At 70.7% G+C, this 21,803-nt stretch carries 19 protein-coding genes and 1 pseudogene; 13 read left to right on the top strand and 7 right to left on the bottom strand.

The genetic code is table 11. From position 1 onward, the window contains the following. Positions 1-116: 116 nt before the first annotated feature. The 5 genes from ACZ32T_RS29185 (at position 117) to mug (ending at position 5,592) form a co-directional block, all read left to right on the top strand. On the top strand, positions 117-1,454 hold the full coding sequence (locus ACZ32T_RS29185) for a hemolysin family protein (protein WP_467271185.1): 1,338 nt from the start codon (positions 117-119) through the stop codon (positions 1,452-1,454). Continuing rightward, positions 1,451-2,470 carry a hemolysin family protein gene (locus tag ACZ32T_RS29190; protein ID WP_467271187.1) on the top strand — a complete coding sequence of 340 codons (1,020 nt, stop codon included), beginning with the start codon at positions 1,451-1,453 and terminating at the stop codon, positions 2,468-2,470. Before ACZ32T_RS29185 ends, ACZ32T_RS29190 begins: the two co-directional genes overlap by 4 nt. Positions 2,471-2,594: 124 nt before the next feature. After that, positions 2,595-3,431 (top strand): SGNH/GDSL hydrolase family protein, encoded by an 837-nt coding sequence (locus ACZ32T_RS29195; protein WP_467369920.1) that lies wholly within the window; start codon positions 2,595-2,597, stop codon positions 3,429-3,431. A gap of 151 nt (positions 3,432-3,582) precedes the next feature. Continuing rightward, positions 3,583-5,025, top strand: a complete 1,443-nt coding sequence (purB, locus tag ACZ32T_RS29200) for an adenylosuccinate lyase (RefSeq protein ID WP_467271192.1) — start codon at positions 3,583-3,585, stop codon at positions 5,023-5,025. Between the two features lie 18 nt (positions 5,026-5,043). Beyond that, entirely contained in the window at positions 5,044-5,592 is a 549-nt protein-coding gene (gene mug / locus ACZ32T_RS29205) for a G/U mismatch-specific DNA glycosylase (protein ID WP_467369922.1), read from the top strand. Between the two features lie 128 nt (positions 5,593-5,720). Here mug and ACZ32T_RS29210 read toward each other — a convergent pair whose 3' ends face one another. The 3 genes from ACZ32T_RS29210 to ACZ32T_RS29220 form a co-directional block, all read right to left on the bottom strand. Next, positions 5,721-6,158 (bottom strand): hypothetical protein, encoded by a 438-nt coding sequence (locus ACZ32T_RS29210; protein WP_467271196.1) that lies wholly within the window; start codon positions 6,156-6,158, stop codon positions 5,721-5,723. Positions 6,159-6,286: 128 nt separating this feature from the next. Further along, a complete protein-coding gene (locus ACZ32T_RS29215) occupies positions 6,287-7,027 on the bottom strand; it encodes an ABC transporter permease (protein ID WP_467369924.1) in 741 nt (246 codons plus the stop codon). A gap of 5 nt (positions 7,028-7,032) precedes the next feature. Beyond that, positions 7,033-7,974 carry an ABC transporter ATP-binding protein gene (locus ACZ32T_RS29220; RefSeq protein ID WP_467369926.1) on the bottom strand — a complete coding sequence of 314 codons (942 nt, stop codon included), beginning with the start codon at positions 7,972-7,974 and terminating at the stop codon, positions 7,033-7,035. Positions 7,975-8,082: 108 nt separating this feature from the next. Between ACZ32T_RS29220 and ACZ32T_RS29225 the strand changes: the two genes are divergently transcribed. From ACZ32T_RS29225 to ACZ32T_RS29235, 3 genes are all read left to right on the top strand, one after another. Next, the gene (locus tag ACZ32T_RS29225; protein ID WP_467369928.1) at positions 8,083-9,255 is read left to right on the top strand and encodes a sensor histidine kinase; all 1,173 of its coding nucleotides are present in this window, start codon (positions 8,083-8,085) and stop codon (positions 9,253-9,255) included. A 4-nt stretch (positions 9,256-9,259) separates the two neighbouring features. Continuing rightward, on the top strand, positions 9,260-9,910 hold the full coding sequence (locus ACZ32T_RS29230) for a response regulator transcription factor (protein WP_467369930.1): 651 nt from the start codon (positions 9,260-9,262) through the stop codon (positions 9,908-9,910). Between the two features lie 172 nt (positions 9,911-10,082). Then, entirely contained in the window at positions 10,083-11,240 is a 1,158-nt protein-coding gene (locus tag ACZ32T_RS29235; RefSeq protein ID WP_467271206.1) for an ROK family transcriptional regulator, read from the top strand. A gap of 171 nt (positions 11,241-11,411) precedes the next feature. On the opposite strand, the gene ACZ32T_RS29240 is transcribed toward ACZ32T_RS29235, so the two are convergent. Further along, positions 11,412-12,179: a GntR family transcriptional regulator gene (locus ACZ32T_RS29240; protein ID WP_467271338.1), complete on the bottom strand. Its 768-nt coding sequence runs from the start codon at positions 12,177-12,179 to the stop codon at positions 11,412-11,414. A gap of 276 nt (positions 12,180-12,455) precedes the next feature. Further along, entirely contained in the window at positions 12,456-13,340 is an 885-nt protein-coding gene (locus tag ACZ32T_RS29245; protein ID WP_467369932.1) for an RNA polymerase sigma-70 factor, read from the bottom strand. Between the two features lie 171 nt (positions 13,341-13,511). Here ACZ32T_RS29245 and ACZ32T_RS29250 point away from each other — a divergent pair, with 171 nt between their 5' ends. Then, positions 13,512-14,375 carry an alpha/beta fold hydrolase gene (locus ACZ32T_RS29250; RefSeq protein WP_467369934.1) on the top strand — a complete coding sequence of 288 codons (864 nt, stop codon included), beginning with the start codon at positions 13,512-13,514 and terminating at the stop codon, positions 14,373-14,375. A 63-nt stretch (positions 14,376-14,438) separates the two neighbouring features. Here ACZ32T_RS29250 and ACZ32T_RS29255 read toward each other — a convergent pair. Further along, positions 14,439-15,239, bottom strand: a pseudogene (locus ACZ32T_RS29255) (DMT family transporter); the annotation flags it as partial. Positions 15,240-15,286: 47 nt separating this feature from the next. On the opposite strand from ACZ32T_RS29255, the gene pdxR reads away from it, so the two are divergent. The 3 genes from pdxR to ACZ32T_RS29270 all read left to right on the top strand — a co-directional run bounded on the left by pdxR (position 15,287) and on the right by ACZ32T_RS29270 (position 20,067). After that, positions 15,287-16,813, top strand: coding sequence for a MocR-like pyridoxine biosynthesis transcription factor PdxR (gene pdxR, locus ACZ32T_RS29260; RefSeq protein WP_467369936.1), 1,527 nt, complete (start codon positions 15,287-15,289; stop codon positions 16,811-16,813). A 116-nt stretch (positions 16,814-16,929) separates the two neighbouring features. Then, positions 16,930-18,510, top strand: a complete 1,581-nt coding sequence (locus ACZ32T_RS29265) for an alkaline phosphatase D family protein (RefSeq protein WP_467369938.1) — start codon at positions 16,930-16,932, stop codon at positions 18,508-18,510. A gap of 153 nt (positions 18,511-18,663) precedes the next feature. Then, a complete protein-coding gene (locus ACZ32T_RS29270; protein ID WP_467271216.1) occupies positions 18,664-20,067 on the top strand; it encodes a GNAT family N-acetyltransferase in 1,404 nt (467 codons plus the stop codon). Here ACZ32T_RS29270 and ACZ32T_RS29275 read toward each other — a convergent pair. Continuing rightward, complete coding sequence (locus ACZ32T_RS29275; RefSeq protein WP_467369940.1) at positions 19,997-21,217, bottom strand: trans-sulfuration enzyme family protein; 1,221 nt, start codon at positions 21,215-21,217, stop codon at positions 19,997-19,999. The two genes, ACZ32T_RS29270 and ACZ32T_RS29275, sit on opposite strands and share 71 nt — an antisense overlap. A gap of 59 nt (positions 21,218-21,276) precedes the next feature. Between ACZ32T_RS29275 and ACZ32T_RS29280 the strand changes: the two genes are divergently transcribed. Then, positions 21,277-21,759 carry an Lrp/AsnC family transcriptional regulator gene (locus tag ACZ32T_RS29280; RefSeq protein WP_467271220.1) on the top strand — a complete coding sequence of 161 codons (483 nt, stop codon included), beginning with the start codon at positions 21,277-21,279 and terminating at the stop codon, positions 21,757-21,759. Positions 21,760-21,803: the final 44 nt, after the last annotated feature.

Here is a 21,803-nt window from a genome sequence, read left to right on the forward strand (position 1 = left end):
TCCGACCCTTTCGAAAGGTGTGAGCGTCCGCCCATGGGCGAGCCCCCCAGTAGTCGACACCGCCGACATCGCGCGAACCTTCTGCCCCTGCCCGATCATGGGACGGAGGTGAACCGATGACCGAAGTGCTTCTGCTCCTCGTGGCGCTACTGCTCTCCCTCGCCTGCGGAGCATTCGTGGCGGCGGAGTTCTCCCTGACCACCGTGGAGCGCGGCGATCTCGAACGGTCCGTCGAGCGAGGGGACCGGGGCGCGGCGGGAGCGCTCAAAGCCGTACGCAGCCTCACCTATCAGCTGTCCGGCGCACAGCTCGGCATCACCGTCACCAACCTGATCGTGGGCATGCTCTCCGAGCCGTCCATCTCCAAGCTGATCCGGGGGCCGGTGGAAGCGACGGGTCTGTCGCCCGGGGTGTCCTCCTCGCTGGCGCTCGTGATCGGCACGGCGCTGTCCACCGTCGTCCTGATGGTGGTCGGTGAGCTCGTCCCGAAGAACTGGGCGATCTCCTCCCCGCTCGCCGTCGCCCGGACGGTCGCCGCTCCGCAGCGCGCGTTCACCGCGGTCTTCCGGCCTTTCATCAGTCACCTCAACAACACCGCCAACCGGATCGTACGGCGCTTCGGCCTCGAGCCGGCCGAGGAACTGGCATCGGCTCGCAGCCCGCAGGAGCTGGTGGCCCTGGCACGCCACTCCGCGAAGGAGGGTGCGCTCGAGGCGGACACCGCGGAACTCTTCGTACGCACTCTCAACCTGTCCGAACTGACGGCGGAGAACGTGATGACGCCCCGCGTCCAGGTCACCGCCCTGGAGATCCAGGCGACCGCCGAGGACGTCGCGAACGCCACCCGGGCGACCGGCCTGTCCCGGTTCCCCGTCTACCGGGGCAGCCTGGACACGGTCGTGGGCGTCGCCCACATCAAGGACGTGCTGGCCGTTCCCGCGGACCAGCGGCCCCGTAAGCGGGTGTCCGACATGCTGCGCGAACCGCTGCTCGTGCCGGAGACGCTCACCGTCGACCGCCTGCTGGACCGGCTCTCCGGAAAGCTGGCCATGGCCGTCGTCATCGACGAGTACGGCGGTACGGCGGGAGTCGTGACGCTGGAGGACATCGTGGAGGAAGTGGTCGGCGAGGTGCGGGACGAGCACGACCCGCACGAGACCCCCGACCTGGCGGCCGCGGGCGAGGACGCGGACGGACGCACCTTGTGGTCCGCCGACGGTGCGGCCCGTACCGACCAGCTCCGCACCGTCGGGCTGCGGGTACCGGACGGACCGTACGAGACCCTGGCCGGTCTGATCGCCACTGAGGTCGGCCGCATCCCGGTGGTCGGCGATTCCGTCGAGCTCACCGGGTGGCGCATCGACGTGGTCGACGCGTCGGGGCATCGCGCCGCGCGTGCGCTGCTGCACGCCCCGCTGCCCGGCAGCGACGAGCCGTCGGAGGACGAACGATGATCGCCGTCCAGCTCTTCATCGGCCTGCTGACCCTGGTCGTCAACGCCTTCTTCGTCGGCGCGGAGTTCGCGCTCATCTCCGTACGCCGCAGTCAGATCGAGCCCGAGGCCGAGGCCGGGAACCGGCGGGCCCGCAGTGTCATCTGGGGGCTCGAGCACGTGTCGGCGCTCCTCGCGGCGGCACAGCTGGGCATCACGCTCTGCACCCTGGTGCTGGGCATCGTCGCCGAGCCGGCCATCGCCCATCTGCTGGAGCCCGTCTTCGACGGGGTGGGTGTGCCGCACGGACTGGTGCACCCGATCTCGTTCGTCATCGCCCTCACCGTGGCGACGTATCTGCACATGCTGCTCGGCGAGATGGTGCCGAAGAACATCGCGCTGGCCGAGCCGGCCCGCACGGCGCTGCTGCTCGGACCGCCGCTGGTCACGCTCGCGAGGGCGCTGAAGCCGGTGATCTTCGCGATCAACGCCTTCGCGAACACCCTGCTCAAGCTGCTTCGGGTGGAGACCAAGGACGAGGTCTCCGCGACCTTCTCCGACGACGAGCTGGCGCGCCTCGTCAAGGACGCCGAGGACTCCGGGCTCGTCGACGACCGCTCGGCCGACCGTCTTCGCCACGCGCTGGAACTGGGCCGGCGCCCGGTCCGGGACGTGCTCCTCCCGGTTGACCGGGTGCTCTCCACCAGGGTCGGCACGACCCCGGAGGAGCTGGAGCGGCTCTCCCACGAGTCCGGCTTCTCGCGCTTCCCGGTGATGGACAGCGAGCGGCGCATCATCGGGTACCTCCATGTGAAAGACGCCCTGGACGCCACGCCGCGCGACGTGCCCTTCCCGGTGACGGCTCTGCGGCCGATCGCCAGGGTGCGTGCGGCGACGCCTCTGGACGACGTGCTGACCGCGCTGCGGCGCAGTCGCACGCATCTGGCGGCCGTCCTCGACGAGGACGGCCGGCTGGCGGGCATGATCACGATGGAGGACGTCCTGCGTGAGCTGGTGGGCAGGCCCCAGCCCCGCTGACGCCCGCGTCGGCGTCGCGTGACGGCAGGCGGAGGGGCGTGGCTTCGGCCGCGCCCCTCCTTCGCGCTCCGTGCTTCCGCAGCCCCGGGTGAGGGACCGCGGGCGCGGTACGATCGGCAGCGCCATGGAATTGAATGCCTCCTACACCAGTTTTGTCGCGGTCGGCGACTCGTTCACCGAGGGCATGTCGGATCTGCTGCCCGACGGTTCCTACCGGGGCTGGGCCGATGTCCTCGCCGCCCGTCTCGCTCTACGCGCGCCCGGATTTCGTTACGCCAACCTCGCCGTACGCGGAAAGCTCGTCGGCCAGATCGTGGACGAGCAGGTCGCCGTCGCCGCGGCGCTCCAGCCGGATGTGATCACACTCGTCGGCGGGCTCAACGACACCCTGCGGCCGAAGTGCGACATGGGCATGGTCCGCGACCGCCTGGAGGAGGCGGTGGAGCGGCTCGCGCCGGCGTGCAAGACCTTGGTTCTGATGCGCAGCCCGGGCCGGAACGGTCCGGTGATGGAACGTTTCCGTCCGCGCATGGAGGAGCTGTTCTCGCTGGTCGGCGACTTGGCCGAACGCCATGGCGCGGTGGTGACCGACCTGTACGGTGCGGCGTCGCTGGGAGATCCGCGGATGTGGGACGTGGACCGGCTGCATCTGACGGCCGAGGGACACCGCAGGGTCGCGGAGGCGGTGTGGCAGACGCTGGGGCTGCCCGCGGAGAGCGACTGGCAGAGCCCGATGCCGGTGTCCGCGCCCGCCCGGTGGGCGCAGCGGCGGATCGACGACGTACGGTTCGCCCGACACCATCTGATGCCCTGGATCGGGCGGCGCCTGACCGGGCGCTCGTCCGGCGACGGCCGGGCAGGCGCGCAGTACGACTCGGAGCTGGGCAAGGCGTACTGGATCACTCCCGTGGACACGGCGAACCCGGGGCCGGTGACCGGCTGGCGCCGGCTGGACGGCTGACCCGCCTCTGTGCACGGACCGGCCGCCGGGCAGTCGGACCACCCACAACCCGGCCACCTGCGCCCGGGCAGCCGGGGGCGGGCGGCTCGTAGGAAGCCACATACCGGACCGTGGGACGGACCTGCAGAAACCGCCAGTAGAATCCGGACACGTGACTGCTGTGTCTGCGAAGCCTCGCATCCCCAATGTCCTGGCCGGCCGCTATGCCTCTACGGAGCTGGCCGTCCTCTGGTCCCCCGAGCAGAAGGTGAAGCTGGAACGTCAGCTGTGGCTGGCGGTGCTGCGCGCTCAGAAGGACCTCGGGATCGAGGTACCCGACGCGGCCGTGGCCGACTACGAGCGCGTGATCGACCAGGTCGACCTCGCCTCGATCGCCGAGCGCGAGAAGGTCACCCGGCATGACGTGAAGGCGCGGATCGAGGAGTTCAACGCTCTCGCCGGCCATGAGCAGGTCCACAAGGGCATGACCTCCCGGGACCTCACCGAGAACGTCGAGCAGCTGCAGATCCGGCTCTCGCTGGAGCTGATGCGCGACCGCACGGTGGCGGTTCTGGCGCGGCTGGGCAAGCTGGCGGCGGAGTACAGCGAGCTGGTCATCGCGGGCCGCTCGCACAACGTCGCCGCGCAGGCGACCACGCTCGGCAAGCGATTCGCCACCGCAGCGGACGAGCTGCTGGTGGCTTACGGGCGCTTGGAGGACCTGCTGGGCCGCTACCCGCTGCGGGGCATCAAGGGCCCCGTCGGCACCGCGCAGGACATGCTGGACCTGCTGGGCGGGGACGCGAGCAAGCTCGCGGACCTGGAGCAGCGCGTCGCCGGCCACCTCGGTTTCGGGCACGCCTTCACCTCCGTGGGCCAGGTCTATCCCCGCTCCCTCGACTACGACGTGGTCACCGCGCTGGTGCAGTTGGCCGCCGCACCGTCGTCGGTCGCCAAGACCATCCGGCTGATGGCCGGGCACGAGCTGGTGACGGAAGGCTTCAAGCCGGGCCAGGTCGGCTCGTCGGCGATGCCGCACAAGATGAACACGCGCTCCTGCGAGCGGGTCAACGGGCTGATGGTGATCCTGCGCGGCTACGCGTCGATGACGGGCGAGCTGGCGGGCGACCAGTGGAACGAGGGCGACGTGTCCTGCTCCGTGGTCCGCCGGGTCGCGCTGCCTGACGCGTTCTTCGCCTTCGACGGCCTCCTGGAGACGTTCCTCACCGTCCTCGACGAGTTCGGCGCGTTCCCCGCGGTCGTCGCGCGTGAGCTGGACCGCTACCTTCCCTTCCTCGCGACGACCAAGGTGCTGATGGGTGCGGTGCGGGCAGGGGTCGGCCGCGAGGTCGCTCACGAGGCCATCAAGGAGAACGCGGTCGCCTCGGCTCTCGCCATGCGTGAGCAGGGTGCGGAGCGCAACGAGCTGCTGGACAAGCTGGCCGCCGACGAGCGCATCCCGCTCGACCGCGCTGAGCTCGATGCCCTCATGGCGGACAAGCTCTCGTTCACCGGCGCGGCGGGCGATCAGGTCGCCGTTCTGGTGGCCAGGATCGAGGAGATCGCCAAGCAGCACCCGGAGGCCGCGGCGTACACCCCCGGCTCCATTCTCTGACGGCCTGCTCCCGGCCGTATGACTCCCGATGAACTGTCGGCCGCCCGCGACCGCGTCGTACCCGACGTGGTCGCGGGCGGCCTGCGTGTGCTGTTCTGCGGAATCAATCCGAGTCTGATGACCGCGGCTACGGGGCACCATTTCGCTCATCCCGGCAATCGGTTCTGGCCGGTGCTGCATCTGTCGGGCTTCACACCCAGGCAGCTGAAACCGTCCGAACAGGATCAGCTTCTGGGTTACGGCCTGGGCATCACCAATGTGGTGCCCAGAGCCACCGCACGAGCGGACGAGCTGAGGCCGGAAGAATTCCGCGCGGGCGGAGAAGTCCTGTCGGCCAAGGTCGAAGCGCTGGGCCCGTTGTGGCTGGCCGTGGTCGGGGTGACCGCTTACCGCTCGGCCTTCGGCGACCGCCGTGCGCGGATCGGCCCGCAGGAGCGGACCGTCGGAGGCGCCCGTGTCTGGGCACTGCCCAACCCGAGCGGTCTGAACGCGCACTGGACCGTGCGCACCATGGCGGAGGAGTACGCCCGCCTCTCAGCGGCGGCCGCTGAGCAGGACGGTTCGTAACAGGCCACACCCCTGTCGGGCCATGCGGCAGGGCTCGTGCGCCGGCGGCAGGCATACCGAGAAACGGGACGGACACGGCGGCGACATGTGGACGCGCACGGACAGCGCGCTGACGACTCGCAGGTGAGTCAGGGCGGGTCGACCACCGTGACCAGTACGCCCAACTCACAGCCTGGCCCGTCATCCTCCAGGTGGAGCACGACAGCGACCCACCGGTCCTCCGCGCGCCACAGTTGGAGATGCTCACAACTGGCGACGGGGTCGGCCCAGGGCTCGGCTATCACCTCCCCTGCCATCATCCGTTCCTGTGCGCTCCACAGGCTGACGATCTGCGGTTCTCCCCAGCGCAAGGTGAGCAGCGCGAGCAGCGCGTCGTGTTCCGCCACACATTGCGCGCGGAGTTCGAGGCGGTCCGCCCCGTCCCCGTCCCCGTGGTCGTCCTCGCCGAGGAGGAGGGCTGTGTGGTAGCCAGGTCCGCTGATTCCCGAGCCCGTCGGGACGCGCTCCGAGGGGAAGCCCCTCGTGCGCATCCCGTCGATGAGGCGGAGATGATGTGCGGTGGTCATACCGTCAGTAAACCGCTATGCACTGACACATGGCGTCGCACCAGCCCTCCCCCGCCTTCTCCGGATACAGGAAGACGGCTACTCGGCACCTCGGCGGCCGAGCTGTCGCACCCCGGCTCACCGCATCCTCAGGCGTCTCGCGTCCGCAGTCTCCACCAGCCGGCAAGCAGGGCGGCACCGGCCCATACCGCGGTCACCGCCAGACCCGCCCACGGCCCGAGACTTCCGTCCGGAATCTGGCGGAGCACCGATTGCCCTGCCCGATCGGGCAGATATCGAGCGACGCCCCCCGCGACGTCTCCGACGACGAAGGAGACGATCAGCAGGAAGGGTATGAGCGCGCTGAGCACGGCAACAGCACTGCGCAGCAGTGCAGTCAGTCCTGCGGCGAACAGGGCGATCAGCGCGAGATAGACCCCACCTCCGAACGACGCGCGGAGCGCCCCGGGATCTCCCAGGCCGATCGCGTACTCCCCCATGAACATCTGTCCCACCAGAAACGTGGCGAAGCTGGTGACCATCCCCATGGCCAAGGCGAGGCCGCCGACCACCGACATCTTCGCGACGTAGAGAAGGCCCCGTCGCGGAACGGCCGAGAGGGATATGCGCAGAGCCCCGTTCAGGAATTCGGAGGACAGAGCCGTGGCCCCGAAGCTTATGGCCGCGATCTGGCCGAAGTTCAGTGCGTAGAAGGCCGAGAGCAGCAGATCGTGGCCGTCGTCAGCCTCCGCCTGCCCCACGGTGGCAGACGCGAGCACCGTGACGGCAAGCGTGGCAGCGAATACCGCTGTCAGCGAGAACAGCACGGACCGCACCGATCTGATCTTGATCCATTCGGAGCGCAGTACCGCCGTCGTGGAAGTGTTCACGGTACTCAGGCCTCCTGGCGGGGACGTGGGGTGGGCGATGCGGCCGCCGTGAACTCCGATTGCTCCGTGGTGAGATCGAGGTAGGCCTCTTCCAGGGTGGGCTGCAGGTCGAGGAGTTCGAGCAAGGGGATTCCTTGGACCGCGGCCACGGCGCCGACCTCCTCCGCCTTGGCCCCGTAGACGGTCCAGCGCCCGTCGTCCTCCTGCACCGGCGTGTGTCCCAGGCGGAGCAGGACCTCGCAGAGCCGAGCGGAATCGGTGGTGCGGAACCGGGTACCGGGCCGGCTGCGGGAGTCGAGAAATTTCTGCATCGGCAGGTCCGCGAGGAGCCGTCCGCGACCGAGGACGATCAGGTGGTCCGCGAACGAGGAGGTCTCGTTCATCAAGTGGCTGGAGACCAGGACGGTGCGGCCCTCGCGGGCCATGCCGCGCATCAGCTCGCGGATCCAGATGATGCCTTCCGGGTCCAGCCCGTTCGACGGCTCGTCGAGCATCACCACGTCCGGGTCACCGAGCAGCGCTCCCGCGATCCCCAGGCGTTGTCGCATACCGAGCGAGAACGTCTTGATCCTCCGTCTCGCGACCGCCGCGAGGCCCGTTCCCTCCAGGACCTCGTCAGCCCTGGCCCCGGCTATGCCGTTGCTCACCGCGAGAGCGAGCAAGTGGTCACGCGCGGTGCGCGAGCCATGAGCGGCCTGGGCGTCCAGCAGGGCGCCCACCTGGCGCAGCGGGCTTCCCAGCGAGGCGTACGGCAGCCCACCGATGGTGGCGGTGCCGGCTGTGGGCCGGTCCAGGCCGAGGACGAGTCGCATGGTGGTGGATTTGCCCGCACCGTTGGGCCCGAGGAAGCCTGTCACGCGGCCGGGTCTCACGCTGAACGTGAGCTGGTCCACGGCGCGGGTGGGCCCGTAGTCCTTGATGAGTCCGTGGACGTCGATGCTGGTCATGTGCCAAGCCTGGCTGTCTGTCGCCGCCTGCGGCCTCCCCCGCCAGGGTGGTTCGTCTCCCTCGCTCGGGGGAGTCGCGCTCCGGCCTGTCCTGACACGATGGCAGGCATGCGCCGCTTCTTCGCAATTCTGGCAAGACCGGCCACGTACAGTCGTTGGCTGCACCTGCTCATTCCGGCCGCCTTCGGCAGCCTGTGGTTGTTCATCTCGCCGAGCAAACCGTGGATGCCGTTCCTTTTCGCGATACCTGTCGGGCTGATTCCGGCGATGCGTCTGGCCGAAGGGCTTCAGGCGCAGTTGCTCCTCGCACCCGAGCAGCGGGGCCACCCTGACGCTGCAATCTCCGTCGGGCGTGCCACGACGTGGCCGGCCCGCTGGCGAACCGTTGCCTGGCTGGAGTTGCGACTCGCGCTCGCGGCAGTGACGTGCTTCGGGACGGTCTGGCTGTCGGCCACGGCGGTCGACCTCCTTAGAGGTGTGTTCGGGACGGAGCCGAGCGACGTATGGCTGGCCCGCGACGTCGGACCCGGCTGGTGGTGCGCCCTGCTCGCCCCCGTACCGGTCCTGATACTGCTCGGGCTGGTCGTCCTGTGCGGCGAGGTGGTGACGGCAGCGGCACGAGGGCTGCTGGGACCGTCTCCGACCGAGCGGATGACCACCCTGGAGGAACGCACGGAGCAATTGCTGGAGCGTAACCGCATCGCTCGCGAGCTTCACGATTCGATCGGACACGCGCTGACGGTCGCGGTCGTGCAAGCGGGGGCTGCCAGGGCGGCGGGTGATCCGGAGTTCACCGCACGGGCACTGGCCGCCATCGAGGAGACGGGGCGCCAGGCTATGGACGATCTGGAGCGTGTTCTGCGCGTGTTGAGGGAGTCGGACCCTCCCGCCGGGGCTCGCCCGACCCTGGTCGAAGCCGACCGGCTGCTGGATTCGGCCCGCGGCTCCGGCATGGAGATGGACGTGGAAATGACCGGCCCGCTGGATCTGGTCCCCGGACCGGTGTCCCGCGAGGGCTACCGGATCCTGCAGGAGTCGCTCACCAACGTGCTGCGCCACGCCGCCGGCGTTCCCGTACGGGTGAGGATCGCCGTGGCGAAGGAGAGGCTGGAGCTGGAGGTCACCAACCCGTTCGCGGCATCGGCACGTGCACCGAGCAGCGGCGGCGGACTGCGGGGTATGCGGGAGAGGGCCGCCCTGCTGGGCGGTCAGGCCAGGACCGGCCCGCACGATGGAGAATGGATCGTGCACGCGAGCCTTCCGCTGGACCGCATACGCTGACCGGATGCCGGTCACCGTACTTCTCGTCGACGACGAACCTCTGGTGCGCACAGGGCTCCGCGCGGTCCTGGAAGCGCAGGACGACATCGAGGTGGTAGGTGAGGCCGCCGACGGTGCGGCCGTGATCCCTCTCGTCAGCAGCCTCCGCCCCGACGTCGTGGCCATGGATGTGCGCATGCCTCTGATGGACGGCATCGAGGCGACCCGGCTGGTGCTGCGCACCGTCGCCGATCCGCCGAAGATCTTGGTGGTGACCACGTTCGAGAACGACGAGTACGTCTACGAAGCGCTGCGGGCAGGGGCGGACGGGTTTCTGCTCAAGCGGGCCCGGCCCGCGGAGATCGTGCACGCGGTGAGGCTGGTTGCCGAGGGTGAGTCGCTGCTGTTCCCTGCCGCGGTCCGGCAGCTCGCCGCGGACTACGGTACGAGCAAGGCGCGGGACGCGATGGTCCGGGCGGCGCTCACCGACCGCGAGTCGGCGGTGCTCCGCCTGATGGCACGGGGCCGGTCCAACGCGGAGATCGCCACCGAGCTCGTCGTGGGCGTGGAGACCGTGAAGTCACATGTCAGCGCCGTGCTCGCGAAGTTGGGTGCCAGGGACCGCACTCAGGCAGTGATCGCAGCCTATGAGTCGGGCTTCGTAGCTCCCCGCTGACCCTCCCGCTGCTGCTGCGCTCTTCCGGGGCCGGAAGCAAGCCGACCCTCGCGGCTTCTGCTGCTCCCGGGCCGGGACCGGTTCCGGTTGTCTCTCTCCGGGTGCTGGTCGCCGAGGCCGGAGTCAGCGAGTACGATCCGGCAGACATGGGCACGACCTGGGAGGACACACGGTGGGCAGGCTGACCGGTGGGGACCCGTCTCTGCTGCGGAGAATCAATTCCGCAGTGGTGCTGCATGCCCTGCGAGGGGCGGATTCGCCCACGCTCACGGACCTGACCCGAATCACCGGTCTGTCGCGTCCCACGGTCGAAGGTGTAGTCGAGGGGCTCTTCGCGGCAGGCCTGGTGGTGGAGGCCCTGCCGGACGAGAGCGGAGCCAGGCGCCAGGGCCGGCCTGCCAGGCGGTTCAGGTTCCGCGCTGAGGCCGGGTACCTGCTGGGCATAGAGATAGGCCCGCACCGGGTCTCCACCCTCCTGTCGGGGCTGGACGGACGGATCGTCGGCGCAGGCTCACGGGACGTGTCCGAGACGGCCTGCGCGGATGACAGGCTCGACCAGGTCAGAGGAATGATCGCCGACGTGCTGCGCCGTACCGGGGTGCAGCGGAGCAGCTTGCGCGCGGTCGGCGTGGGCAGCCCCGGCATCGTGGAGGCGGACGGCACCGTCCGGCTGGGCACCGCCCTTCCGGACTGGACCGGTCTCGCGCTCGGCGAAAGGCTACGGCGTTCCTTCCGGTGCCCCGTCCTGGTGGAGAACGACGCCAACGCGGCCGCGGTGGCCGAACACTGGAAGGGTGTGGCGACCGGGTCGGACGACATCGTCTTCGTCCTGGCAGGCCTGAGTCCGGGCGCAGGGTCGCTGATCGGCGGACGGCTGCACCGTGGGTTCGGTGGTGCGGCCGGAGAGATCGGCGCGCTGCATCTCCTCGGCCGTGATGTCACGCCGGAACATCTGCTGTCCACCACGGACACTCCACTGGACCCTCTGGACGAGCACGCGGTCGCCGCGGTCTTCGCCAAGGCCAAGCGCGGCGATGCGGGGGCCCAGGCCGCGGTCGCGCGGTTCATCCAGCGTCTGGTGCACGATGTCGCAGCTCTGGTGCTGGCGCTGGATCCGGAGCTCGTGGTCATCGGGGGCTGGGCTGCCGGACTGGACGGTGTTCTCGACCCGCTCCGCGACGAGCTCGCCCGCTACTGCCTGCGGCCGCCCCGGGTGGCCCTCTCCCTCCTAGGGGAGGCGGCTGTCGCCACCGGCGCGTTGCGGCTGGCACTGGACCACGTGGAGGAACAGCTCTTCGCGGTGGAAGGCACAGTGACGGCCCGCCGCTGACAGCGACGGGCCGTGGAGAAACGGGCCGGGCCACAGCCTCCGGACAGGAAGTCCGGAGCGGCCAGGAAGTCCGGGCAGCATGCCTACCGAAGACGTCGAGGCCCAGAGATGTCGAGGGACAGGGACGTCGCGGGACAGGTTCCCTGAGACGTCGGGAGGCTTCCTGAGACGTCAGGAGGCTTTGCGCTCCTGCTCGTCGTGGCTGATCTCCAGCGCGCCGGAATCACCGAAGGTGAGCCGGCAGGTGTCGGCCCTGTAAGTGGCCACAGAGACCGCTGCCGTGCCTGCGGCGGCGAAATGCCGGGTGGTGACCACGAGGACCGGGGCGCCGGGGAGCCGGTCGAGCTCCTTCGCGTCGTCCGCACGGGCCGAACCGAGCTCGACCGAGCGGTCCTGGCCGTCGAGGTCGAGGCGGTGGAGTTCCCGCAGGACCGCGCGCGCGCGGACAGGCCCTGACGGCGCTTCGATGGCGGACAGCTCGGGGACGGACGACGTCGGCACGTAGAGGAGTTCGGCCGCCACGGCCTGACCCTGAGCGACCCGGATGCGGCGCACCACATGCACGGTTTCCCGGGCGTCCGTGCCGAGCAGCGCGGCGACCGCGGCGGGAGCGGTGTCCGTGGCGCACTCGATGGGCTGCCACGCCTCGTCCGTGCCGCCGCCGGCCCAGCCCTGCTGCGCGGTGGCCACGGCCACCCCGACCCGGGGCGGGGCGACGGTGGTGCCCACTCCGCGGCGCCGCTGCAGCCTGCCTTCGAGTTCGAGCTGCTCCAGCGCCTGGCGGAGGGTGGCCCTGGCCACGCCGAAGCGCGCCGCGAGGTCCCGCTCGTTGGGCAGGACCTCTCCCACCGAGAAGTCCGAGTCGAGCGCCTCACTGAGCACGGTCCTCAGGTGCCAGTACTTCGGCTCCTGCACCGATTCCAGCTGCGTGGTCCCCACCCTGTCCTCCGCATCCGCCGGTGGCTTGTATTCCGCGACGTTCTTTATTAAAGGTTCCTGCCTTAACGTTCTGACCTTAGGACGGCGAACCACCTTGGTCAAGACCAATCCTCGCCCGGTAACGCAGCGAAACGGCCCCCTGCCGCAGAGCGTTCACGGGGCGTTCGTGTGGCGACGGGCGCAGGCAACACGAAGCCCCACGGCCGACTCCGTCGGTGAGGGCCGTGGGGCGGGTCGGGGCTCAGGACGTCGGCGCCGGGGTAGCCGCCTGTGCCGCTAACCCGCGTGCAACGCAGCCAGTTTGTCCGGGTTGCGGATGACGTAGACGCACCTGATGACTCCGCCGTCGACCTCGGCCTGGAACACCGCGTCCACCTCCCCCTTCACACTGAACACCAGGGCGGGGCCGCCGTTGAGTTCCAGGATGCGGACCTCCGTCGCGGCAGGCAGGTCCTGGCCCACCGCGACGAGGAAGCGGCCGACCTTGTCCGCGGTCTCGATGATCCGCCGCGGCGCCTTCGCCTTGCCTCCGCTGTCGCTGACGAGGCGCACATCGGGAGCCAACAGGGAGAGCAGTTGATCCAGGTCCCCGCCCGAAGCTGCGGCGAGGAAGCGCTCGGTGAGATCGCGCCGCACGGCCGGGTCCACGTCGTACCTCGGTTTGCGCTCCTCCACATGGCGCTTGGCCCGGCCGGCCAGCTGCCGTACCGCCGCCTCGGACCGGTCGAGAGCGGCGCCGATCTCCGCGTACGGGAAGCCGAAGGCCTCGCGCAGGACGAAGACGGCACGCTCCAGCGGGGAGAGGGTTTCCAGGACCACGAGCACGGCGAGGGAGACGGAGTCGGCGAGCACCGCGCGCTCAGCCGAATCGGGGACCGCCGGACCGAATGCGGTGACCACGGGTTCGGGCAGCCACGGCCCCACGTACGACTCGCGTCGGGACTTCAGATGGCGCAGCCGGTCGATGGCCAGACGCGTGGTGATCCTGACGAGAAAGGCCCGAGGCTCCCGTACGTCCTCACGCTCCGCCGACGACCAGCGCAGCCATGCCTCCTGCACCACGTCCTCGGCGTCGGCGACGCGGCCGAGCATGCGGTAGGCGACCCCCGTGAGGAAGGGCCGGTGTTCTTCGAACAGATCGGTCACGGTGTCGGCAGTCACTCATCCATCCCAGCCGACGCGTCGGAGGGTGTCCAGCGGGAATCGCACTCGCCCCTTGAACTACGAGCTACCCGACGGTAATCATTGTTGACGAGGCGTCTCATTCCGCCCCGCACCCAGCCGAGCCGTACCACCCCGCCCCGCCCCGCCGAGCTCGTCCCGAGGAGCAGCATGGCCGCCACGATCTCGTTCGCAGTGGGCTCCCCCGTCGGCCGCCGCACGGTCGGCGTGTCGTACGAACGGTGCGGTTCGGGCGCTCCGTTGGTGCTGCTGCACGGCATCGGTCATCACCGTCAGGCGTGGGATCCGGTCGTACACGTCCTGGCCGCCGAGCGGGACGTCATAGCGGTGGACCTGCCCGGGTTCGGTGCCTCACCGGCGCTGCCACAAGGGCTCAGCCATGACCTGCGGACCATGGTTCCGGTGCTCGGCTCGTTCTTCGACGCGCTCGGCCTGGCACGGCCGCATGTGGCCGGCAACTCCCTGGGAGGGCTGCTGGCTCTGGAGTTGGGCCGTGAACAGCTCGTCCGCTCGGTGACGGCCCTGTCCCCCGCGGGTTTCTGGACCCGGAGCGAGCGTCGCTATGCCTTCGGAGTGCTGCGGGCGATGCGCGGGGCGGCCCTCGCGATGCCGATGCCGCTGATCGAGCGGCTTTCGCAGAGCTCACCCGGCCGGGCCGCCTTGACCAGCACCATCTACGCGCGCCCCGGCCGTCGTTCACCGGACGCGGTCGTGTCGGAGACCGTCGCCCTCCGCGAGGCGACCGGTTTCCGGCAGACTCTGGAGGCCGGTCTGACCGTCGCGTTCACCGACGACATACCGGACGTCCCCGTCAGCATCGCCTGGGGCGACAAGGACCGTCTGCTCCTGCGCCGGCAGGGCGTCAGGGCCAAGCGCGTGATCCCGGGCGCGCGGCTCGTCCGCCTTCCGGATTGCGGCCATGTCCCGATGAACGACGACCCTGCCGCCGTCGCGCGGGTCATCCTCGACACGAGCCGCCGACGTACGGATGCCGCCCCGTCCCAGGACACCTGAGCCCAGCGCCACTCCCAGCCCCACCAGGAGGCTTCCCACGCCCTGACCCACGCCGTACGTCCCCGTACCGACCAGCGGTGCGGTCAGCGCGGCCGATACGGGGATCAGGCCGGAGAAGAGCGTGGCCCGCTCGGCGCCGATGCGCCGCATACCGCTGTACCAGCACACGAAGCCGATGACGGTGACCACTGCCGCCTGCCAGAGCAGCGCCAGGGACTCCCCCACGGTGGGCACCCGCAGGAAGTCCCCTCCGTCGAGCAGGACGCCGAGCAGCGCGGATTCCACGGCAGCCACGGCGCACACGACCGCCGACAGCAGTTTCGGTCCGAGGGGGCGCAGCACCGGCACGGCCAGTACCGCGAAGCCGACCTCACCACCGAGTGCGCCCACCGAGTACAGGACACCGACCAGGTCGGTCCGGCCCCAGCCCTGGACGGTGAACGCGCCGCCGGCCACGAGACCCGCCGCGCACAGGACCGCCCGCGTGGGGCGGCGCCCTTCCAGGGCGGGTACGAGGACGCCGACGATGATGGGCGCACACCCGACGAGCACTCCCGGCACAGCCGGTTCGGCCGTGCGTTCCGCGGCCAGGACGGCGAGGTTGAAGCCGACCATCCCGATGGCGGCGAGGGCTCCCAGGCGGCCCCACTGCCTCGGGGTGAGCGTCCTCAGGACCACGGCGGGCCGTGGTCCGGCGCCGGAGCGCAGCAACGGCAGGAGCAGCAGGGCGGCCAGGCCGTACCGCACTGCCTGGCCGCCCGCGTACGGGTAGTCACCGAGGACGCTGTTCGCCGTGAAGGAGGCGCCTACGAGGGTGCAGGCGAAGGCCGCGAGGAGGGCTCCGCGCAAGGGGGTCGCGTTCATGAGGGCGACGCTAGGTTCCGTGACGGTCCCGTTTAAGGTCCACTTCCATGACTTCTTCGGGGACCAATCCACCGCGCGGCCCGGCCTCGTCCGAAGAGGGCGGGGGCGCTTCAGCCGCCTGGGAACTGCTGCTCCCCGCCGCCTCCGCCCCCGCCCGCCGACGAGGACGCGCGCTGCAGTCGGCCCTGCGCGATGCCGTGCGTTCGGGCCGTCTGCCGGCCGGCACCCGGCTGCCCGCCAGCCGTGAGCTAGCAGCCGATCTCGGGGTGTCGCGCGGCCTGGTGACCGAGGCGTACGAGCAGCTGGCGGCGGAGGGTTACCTCCGCGCCGGCCGGGGTGCGGGCACCTGGGTCGGCGGATCGGTGCGGCCCGCCGCGAAGGCGGCGCGGGATCTGTCACCGCGAGCGCCCGGGCCGGAGGTGGACTTCCGTCCGGGCACCCCGGACCTCGCGCTCTTCCCGCGGAGTGCCTGGACTGCGGCCCATCGCACGGTCCTGGACCGGCTGCCGCACAGCTCCCTCGGTTATCCGGACCCCCGCGGCCTGCCGGAGCTCCGCGCGGCCCTGGCCTCGCTGCTCACCAGGCGCCGGGGCGTGGTGGCCGACCCGGAGCGGCTGGTGGTGTGCTCGGGGGTGGCCCAGGCGACGACTCTGCTGGGGTTCGTCCTGCGCGAGCGCGGCGAGGCAGTAATCGGCGTCGAGGATCCCGGCAGCCCCGAGCACGCCTCGTTGTTCGCCTCCACCGGCCTGAAGACGCTTCCGCTGCCGCTGGACGACGAAGGACTGGCGGTGGAACCGCTGCTGCGCTCCGGTGTGCGCGCCGTGGTCACGACTCCGGCTCACCAGTTCCCCACCGGCATCGCGTACTCCTCCGGGCGGCGCGGCGAACTCCTCGACTGGGCCCGGCGCACCTCGGGCGTGATCATGGAGGACGACTACGACGGCGACTTCCGCTACGACCGGGCGCCGGTCGGGGCCCTGCAGGGCCTGGATCCGGAACATGTCGTGTACACCGGCTCGGTCAGCAAGTCCCTGGCGCCCGGCCTGAGGCTGGGCTGGCTCATCGCCCCGGCCTCGATGACCGACGCCATCGTCGCCCGCAAGCGCACCATGGATCTGGGCAACCCGTCGGTCGACCAGGCGGTCCTTGCGGACTTCGTCGCCGGCGGCGGCTACGACCGGCAGCTGCGCCGCTGTCAGCGTGCGTACCGGGAGCGCCGCGACGTCCTGACGGAGGCCCTGTCCGCGCACTTCCCCGGTACGGAGGTGAGCGGCATCTCCGCAGGCCTGCACATCATCGCCCGGCTGCCGGAACGATTCGGTCCGCAGGACGAGTTCCTGCGGCGTGCGGCGGCCGCCGGCATCGCGCTGCGTCCGCTGAGCGACTGCACGGCGGGCGGGACACGCGACAGCACGGTCCGTCTGGTGCTCGGTTACGCGCATCTGGCGCCCGCTGTCATCCAGGACGGTGTCCGGCTCCTGGCCGAGGCGGCAGGGCACGGCCGGGCGCCCCGGACCCCGGCCGCCGGGGCACAAGGGCGTCGGGGCACAGAGGCGTCGGGGTGCGGTGCCTGACCGGTTGTTCATCTGTGGTTGGCGTGCACGCCGCCACCGGGCACTAGGCATAGGGCTGCAACCAGCCTGTAGGCCCCCGCTGTCCCGGCAGCCCTCTCGCCCATGGAGGCGCATCGATGTCGAACCGTCCCCCCGCCCCGGCCCCCGGCCGCCGCGCCGTGCTGCGTGGCTCGCTCCTGGCCTCGGCGGCGGTCGCCGTGCCCGCCGCGGTCACCACGGCCCCCGCGTTCGCGCTGTCGGGCCGGCCGAGCGCTTCCTGGGGCGTGCAGGTCGGTGACGTCACGGCGTCGTCCGCCCTGGTCTGGGTCCGCTCGGACCGCCCCGCGCAGATGGTGGTGGAGACCTCCGCGACCGAGTCCTTCCGCCGCGCCCGCACATGGCACGGCCCGCTGCTCGACGCCCGTACGGACTTCACCGGCACCACCCCGCTGTACGGACTGCCGGCCGGCGAGCAGGTGCACTACCGCGTCACGCTCGCGGACCCGCACGACCCGCGTCGCACGGGCAAGCCGGTGTACGGGACCTTCCGCACGGCACCGGCGCGCCGGCGTGAGGGGGTGCGTTTCCTCTGGTCCGGCGACATAGCGGGGCAGGGCTGGGGCATCAACCCCGACATCGGCGGCTACCGGGTGTACGACGAGATGCGCCGGCTGGACCCGGACTTCTTCCTCTGCAGCGGCGACAACATCTATGCCGACGGGGTGATCGAGCCCAGCGTGACGCTGCCCGACGGGCGGATCTGGCGCAACATCACGACCCCGGAGAAGTCGAAGGTCGCCGAGACCCTGGACGAGTACCGCGGGAACTTCCGGTACAACCTGCTCGACGACAACCTGCGGGCGTTCAACGCGCAGGTCCCCTCCGTCATCCAGTGGGACGACCACGAGGTGCGGAACAACTGGTATCCGGGACAGATCCTGGACGACGTCCGCTACACGGAGAAGAACGTGGACCTGCTCGCCACGCGCTCGATGCGGGCGTTCCGCGAGTACTTCCCCGTGACGACGCTCCAGGGTTCGCCGGACGAGCGGCGCATGCACCGCGTCGTACGGCACGGTCCGCTGCTCGACCTGTTCGTGCTGGACATGCGGTCCTTCCGCAACGCCAACTCCCCCGGCAGGCAGTCCGACGACACCCAGGGCATCCTCGGCGCCGAGCAGCTGCGCTGGCTGAAGCGCGAGCTGTCGCGGTCCCGTGCGGTGTGGAAGGTGATCGCCGCCGACATGCCGCTGGGGCTGGTGGTCCCGGACGGAGCCACGGACATCGAGGCGGTCGCCCAGGGAGACCCGGGCGCCCCGCTGGGGCGCGAACTGCAGATCGCGGAGCTGCTGCGCTTCATCAAGCACCGGCGCATCACCGGCACCGTGTGGCTGACGGCCGACGTGCACTACACCTCGGCCCAGCACTACGCCCCCGAGCGTGCGGCCTTCAAGGACTTCGCACCGTTCTGGGAGTTCGTCTCCGGCCCGCTGGCCGCGGGCAGCTTCCCCGCCAACGCGTTGGACGGGACGTTCGGCCCGGAGCGGGTCTTCGTCCGGGCGCCCGACCGGCAGAACGTCTCCCCCATGGAGCAGCCGCAGTTCTTCGGAGAGGTCGACATCGACGGCGGGAGCGGGGAACTGACCGTGCGGCTCCGGGCCCAGGGCGGCTCGGTGCTGTTCAGCAAGGTGCTGCAGCCGGGGCGTACCGGGCAGTGAGCTCGACGGCCCGGCGGACACCGGTCCCGGACGGGGCCTCCGCGGTGCGGGACGAGGAAATGAAAAAGGTGCTGAAGACGACCAGATCCACACGTAACCCATCAGTCACAATGCGTTCGTGATCAGGCAACACCGTTCGGTCACAGTGAGGGCATGACTGATGTGACATCCGCGAAGAGTGCCCGCCGTCCGCACCACTGGCGGCGGGACCTGATCGAGTTGGCCGCCCTCTTCACAGCCGTGGCCGTGGCCGACGCGATCGCCAACCTGATCGGGCACCAGCCCGACGGCCCCTATCTGCTCATGGCGTCGGCCGTGGCTCTAATCGCCACGGCCGCCTTCCACACATGGTGGGCACGGCGGCACAGCCACGCGCCACCCCCGGACACCGATACCGGCACCGGCCCGGAGCTTTCGTCCGCGGACACCGAGGAGGCCGTGGACACCGACGAGCCCGCCGAAACGGTGCTCTGGCGGATGCGGACGACCGTGCGGGACGCACCGGGCGCCCTGGCCGCCCTCTGCATCGTCCTGGCGCGTCACCGGATCGACATCCTGACGCTGCAGACCCACCCGCTGGCCGAGGGCACCGTCGACGAGTTCCTGCTGCGGGCGCCCGCGACGCTGCCGGCCCAGCAGCTCACCCGGGAGATCTCCGCCGCCGGCGGGTCCGCCACCTGGATCGAGCGCGCGGACGCCCACGACCTGGTGGACACGCCCACCCGGGTCCTCGGCCTCGCCACCCGCACCGCGCTGGACGCGGCCGAACTCCCGCTGGCCCTGCGCCAGCTCCTCGGACGGTGCACCATCCACTCGCTGCCCGCGCTGTCCGTCACCGGCCGCCCCACCGGGGAGAGCGCACCGGTGGAAGGTGTCCTGGAGGAGACGGTGATGAGGCTGCGCGATCCGTCGGGCGGTGTCATCACGGTGGAGCGTCCCTACCTCCCCTTCACCCCGACGGAGTTCGCCCGCGCCCGGGCGCTGGTCGAGCTCGACGCGCGGCTCGGCCCGCGCGTCCCCCGCAGCGAGGACGTCCTCACGCTGCCGGAGGGCAACGAGATCACCGTGCGCCGCGCGGACCACGGTGACCTCGACGCGGCCCTCGCCATGCACGGCCGCTGCTCCGAGCACACCCTCGGCCTGCGGTACCACGGTCCGGTCCGTGACGCCGACAGGTATCTGGACCACCTGCTCAGCCCTCGTTTCGGCCGCACACTCGCCGTACAGACGGCCTCCGGCCGGCTGGTGGCGCTCGGTCATCTGCTCTGGGACGGGGACGAGACCGAGGTCGCCCTCCTCGTCGAGGACGACTGGCAGCGCCGCGGCATCGGCTCCGAGCTTCTCGGCCGGCTGGTGGCCCTGGCCGTCGAGGCGGGCTGCGAGAGCGTCTACGCCGTGACGCAGGCCCACAACACCGGGATGGTGGCCGCCATGCGGGCGCTCTCGCTGCCTCTCGACTACCAGATCGAGGAAGGCACCCTGGTGATCACCGCGCGGCTGGCCGAGGCTCCTGTCCAGCAGTTCGCGCCGCCGGCGGAACAGCGTTTCGGTCACTGAGCGCCTGGCACAGATCCGCCCAGAGGTCCTCGACGTCCTCGAGCCCTACGGACATGCGCAGCAGACGGTCACCGACACCGGTGGCCCTCCGGTCTCCCTCACCCACGATGCGGTGGCTGATGGAGGCCGGATGCTGGATGAGGGTGTCCACGCTGCCGAGACTCACGGCGGGCGTGATCAGCCGGACCCCCGCGATGACCCGGTGCGGATCTCCGAACACCTCGAAGGACACCATCGCGCCGCCCACCTCCGGGTAGTGCACGCGGGCGACGCGGGGGTCGGCCGAGAGCCTGCGGGTCAGTTCGGCGGCGGAGGCCGACGCGGCCCGGATCCGCACCGGCAGCGTGGACAGTCCGCGCAGCAGCAGATAGCCGGCCATCGGGTGCAGCACGCCGCCGGTGGCGAACCGTACCTGGCGCAGCGTCGCGGCGAACTCCTCGTCGCAGGCGACGACTCCGCCCATCACATCGCCGTGACCGCCCAGGTATTTGGTGGCACTGTGCAACACGATCCGGGCCCCGTGTTCGAGGGGCCGCTGGAGCACGGGCGTGGCGAAGGTGTTGTCGACGAGGAGCGGCACGGAGCCGCAGGAGTGCGCAACGGCCCTGATGTCGATCTCGGCCAGCGTCGGGTTGGCGGGCGTCTCCACCATCACGAGGCCGGTGTCCGGGCGGATCGCGTCGGCGATGCCCGCCGGATCCGTCCAGGTCACCTCGGTGCCCAGCAGTCCGGCGCTGAGCAGGTGGTCGCTGCAGCCGTAGAGCGGCCGCACCGCGACCACATGGCGCAGTCCCAGGCTCGCGCGGGCCAGCAGGACGGCGGTGAGCGCCGCCATCCCGCTGGCGAACGCGACTGCGCCGGCCGCGCCTTCCAGCCGGGCCAGTGCCGTCTCGAAGCGCCCCGTCGTCGGGTTGTCGAGCCGTGCGTAGACGGGCGGCCCTTCGGGCCTGGCCCCGGTGGTGGCGAAGGCGTCGATGCGCGCGGCCTCGCCCCGGGAGTCGTACGAGGGATAGGTGGTGGACAGGTCGATCGGCGCGGCGTGCAGGCCGAGAGAGGCGAGGTCGTCGCGTCCGGCGTGCACGGCTTCGGTGGCGAGCGCCCTGGACCGGAAGGAGGGCTGGGGTGTCAGCGAGGAGGCTTCGGTGTCCATGTCACCAGCCTGAACAGGAACCGGCCTGGGGCACCACATCGCCGTGCTACGTTCGCCCGATGCCTGAATCCGTCGCTCTCGATCCGGTCGATCTGCACATTCTGCGACTGCTGCAGAACGATGCGCGGACGACGTACCGGGAGCTGGCCGCGGAAGTCGGAGTGGCCCCGTCCACGTGTCTGGACCGGGTGGCACGGCTGCGCCGGTCCGGTGTGATCCTCGGGCACCGGCTGCGGCTCGATCCGGCGCGGCTCGGCCGGGGCCTGGAGGCACTCCTGCTGGTCCAGGTCCGGCCCCATCGCAGGGAGCTCATCGGCCCCTTCGTCGAACGGATCAGGGCGTTGCCCGAGTCCAGGGCGTTCTTCCACCTCACCGGCCCCGACGACTACCTGGTGCATGTGGCCGTCGCCGACCCCACGGACCTGCAGCGCCTGGTGCTGGACGAGTTCACCTCACGCCGCGAGGTGGCACGCGTGGAGACCCGGCTGATCTTCCAGCAGTGGGAGTGCGGTCCGCTGATGCCGCCGGCGACCGGCGCGTGATCCCGAAGTCCTGTTCCCCGTGACGCGGAGCCCTTCTCCGTACG

Source organism: Streptomyces sp. NPDC023573, assembly GCF_055559735.1.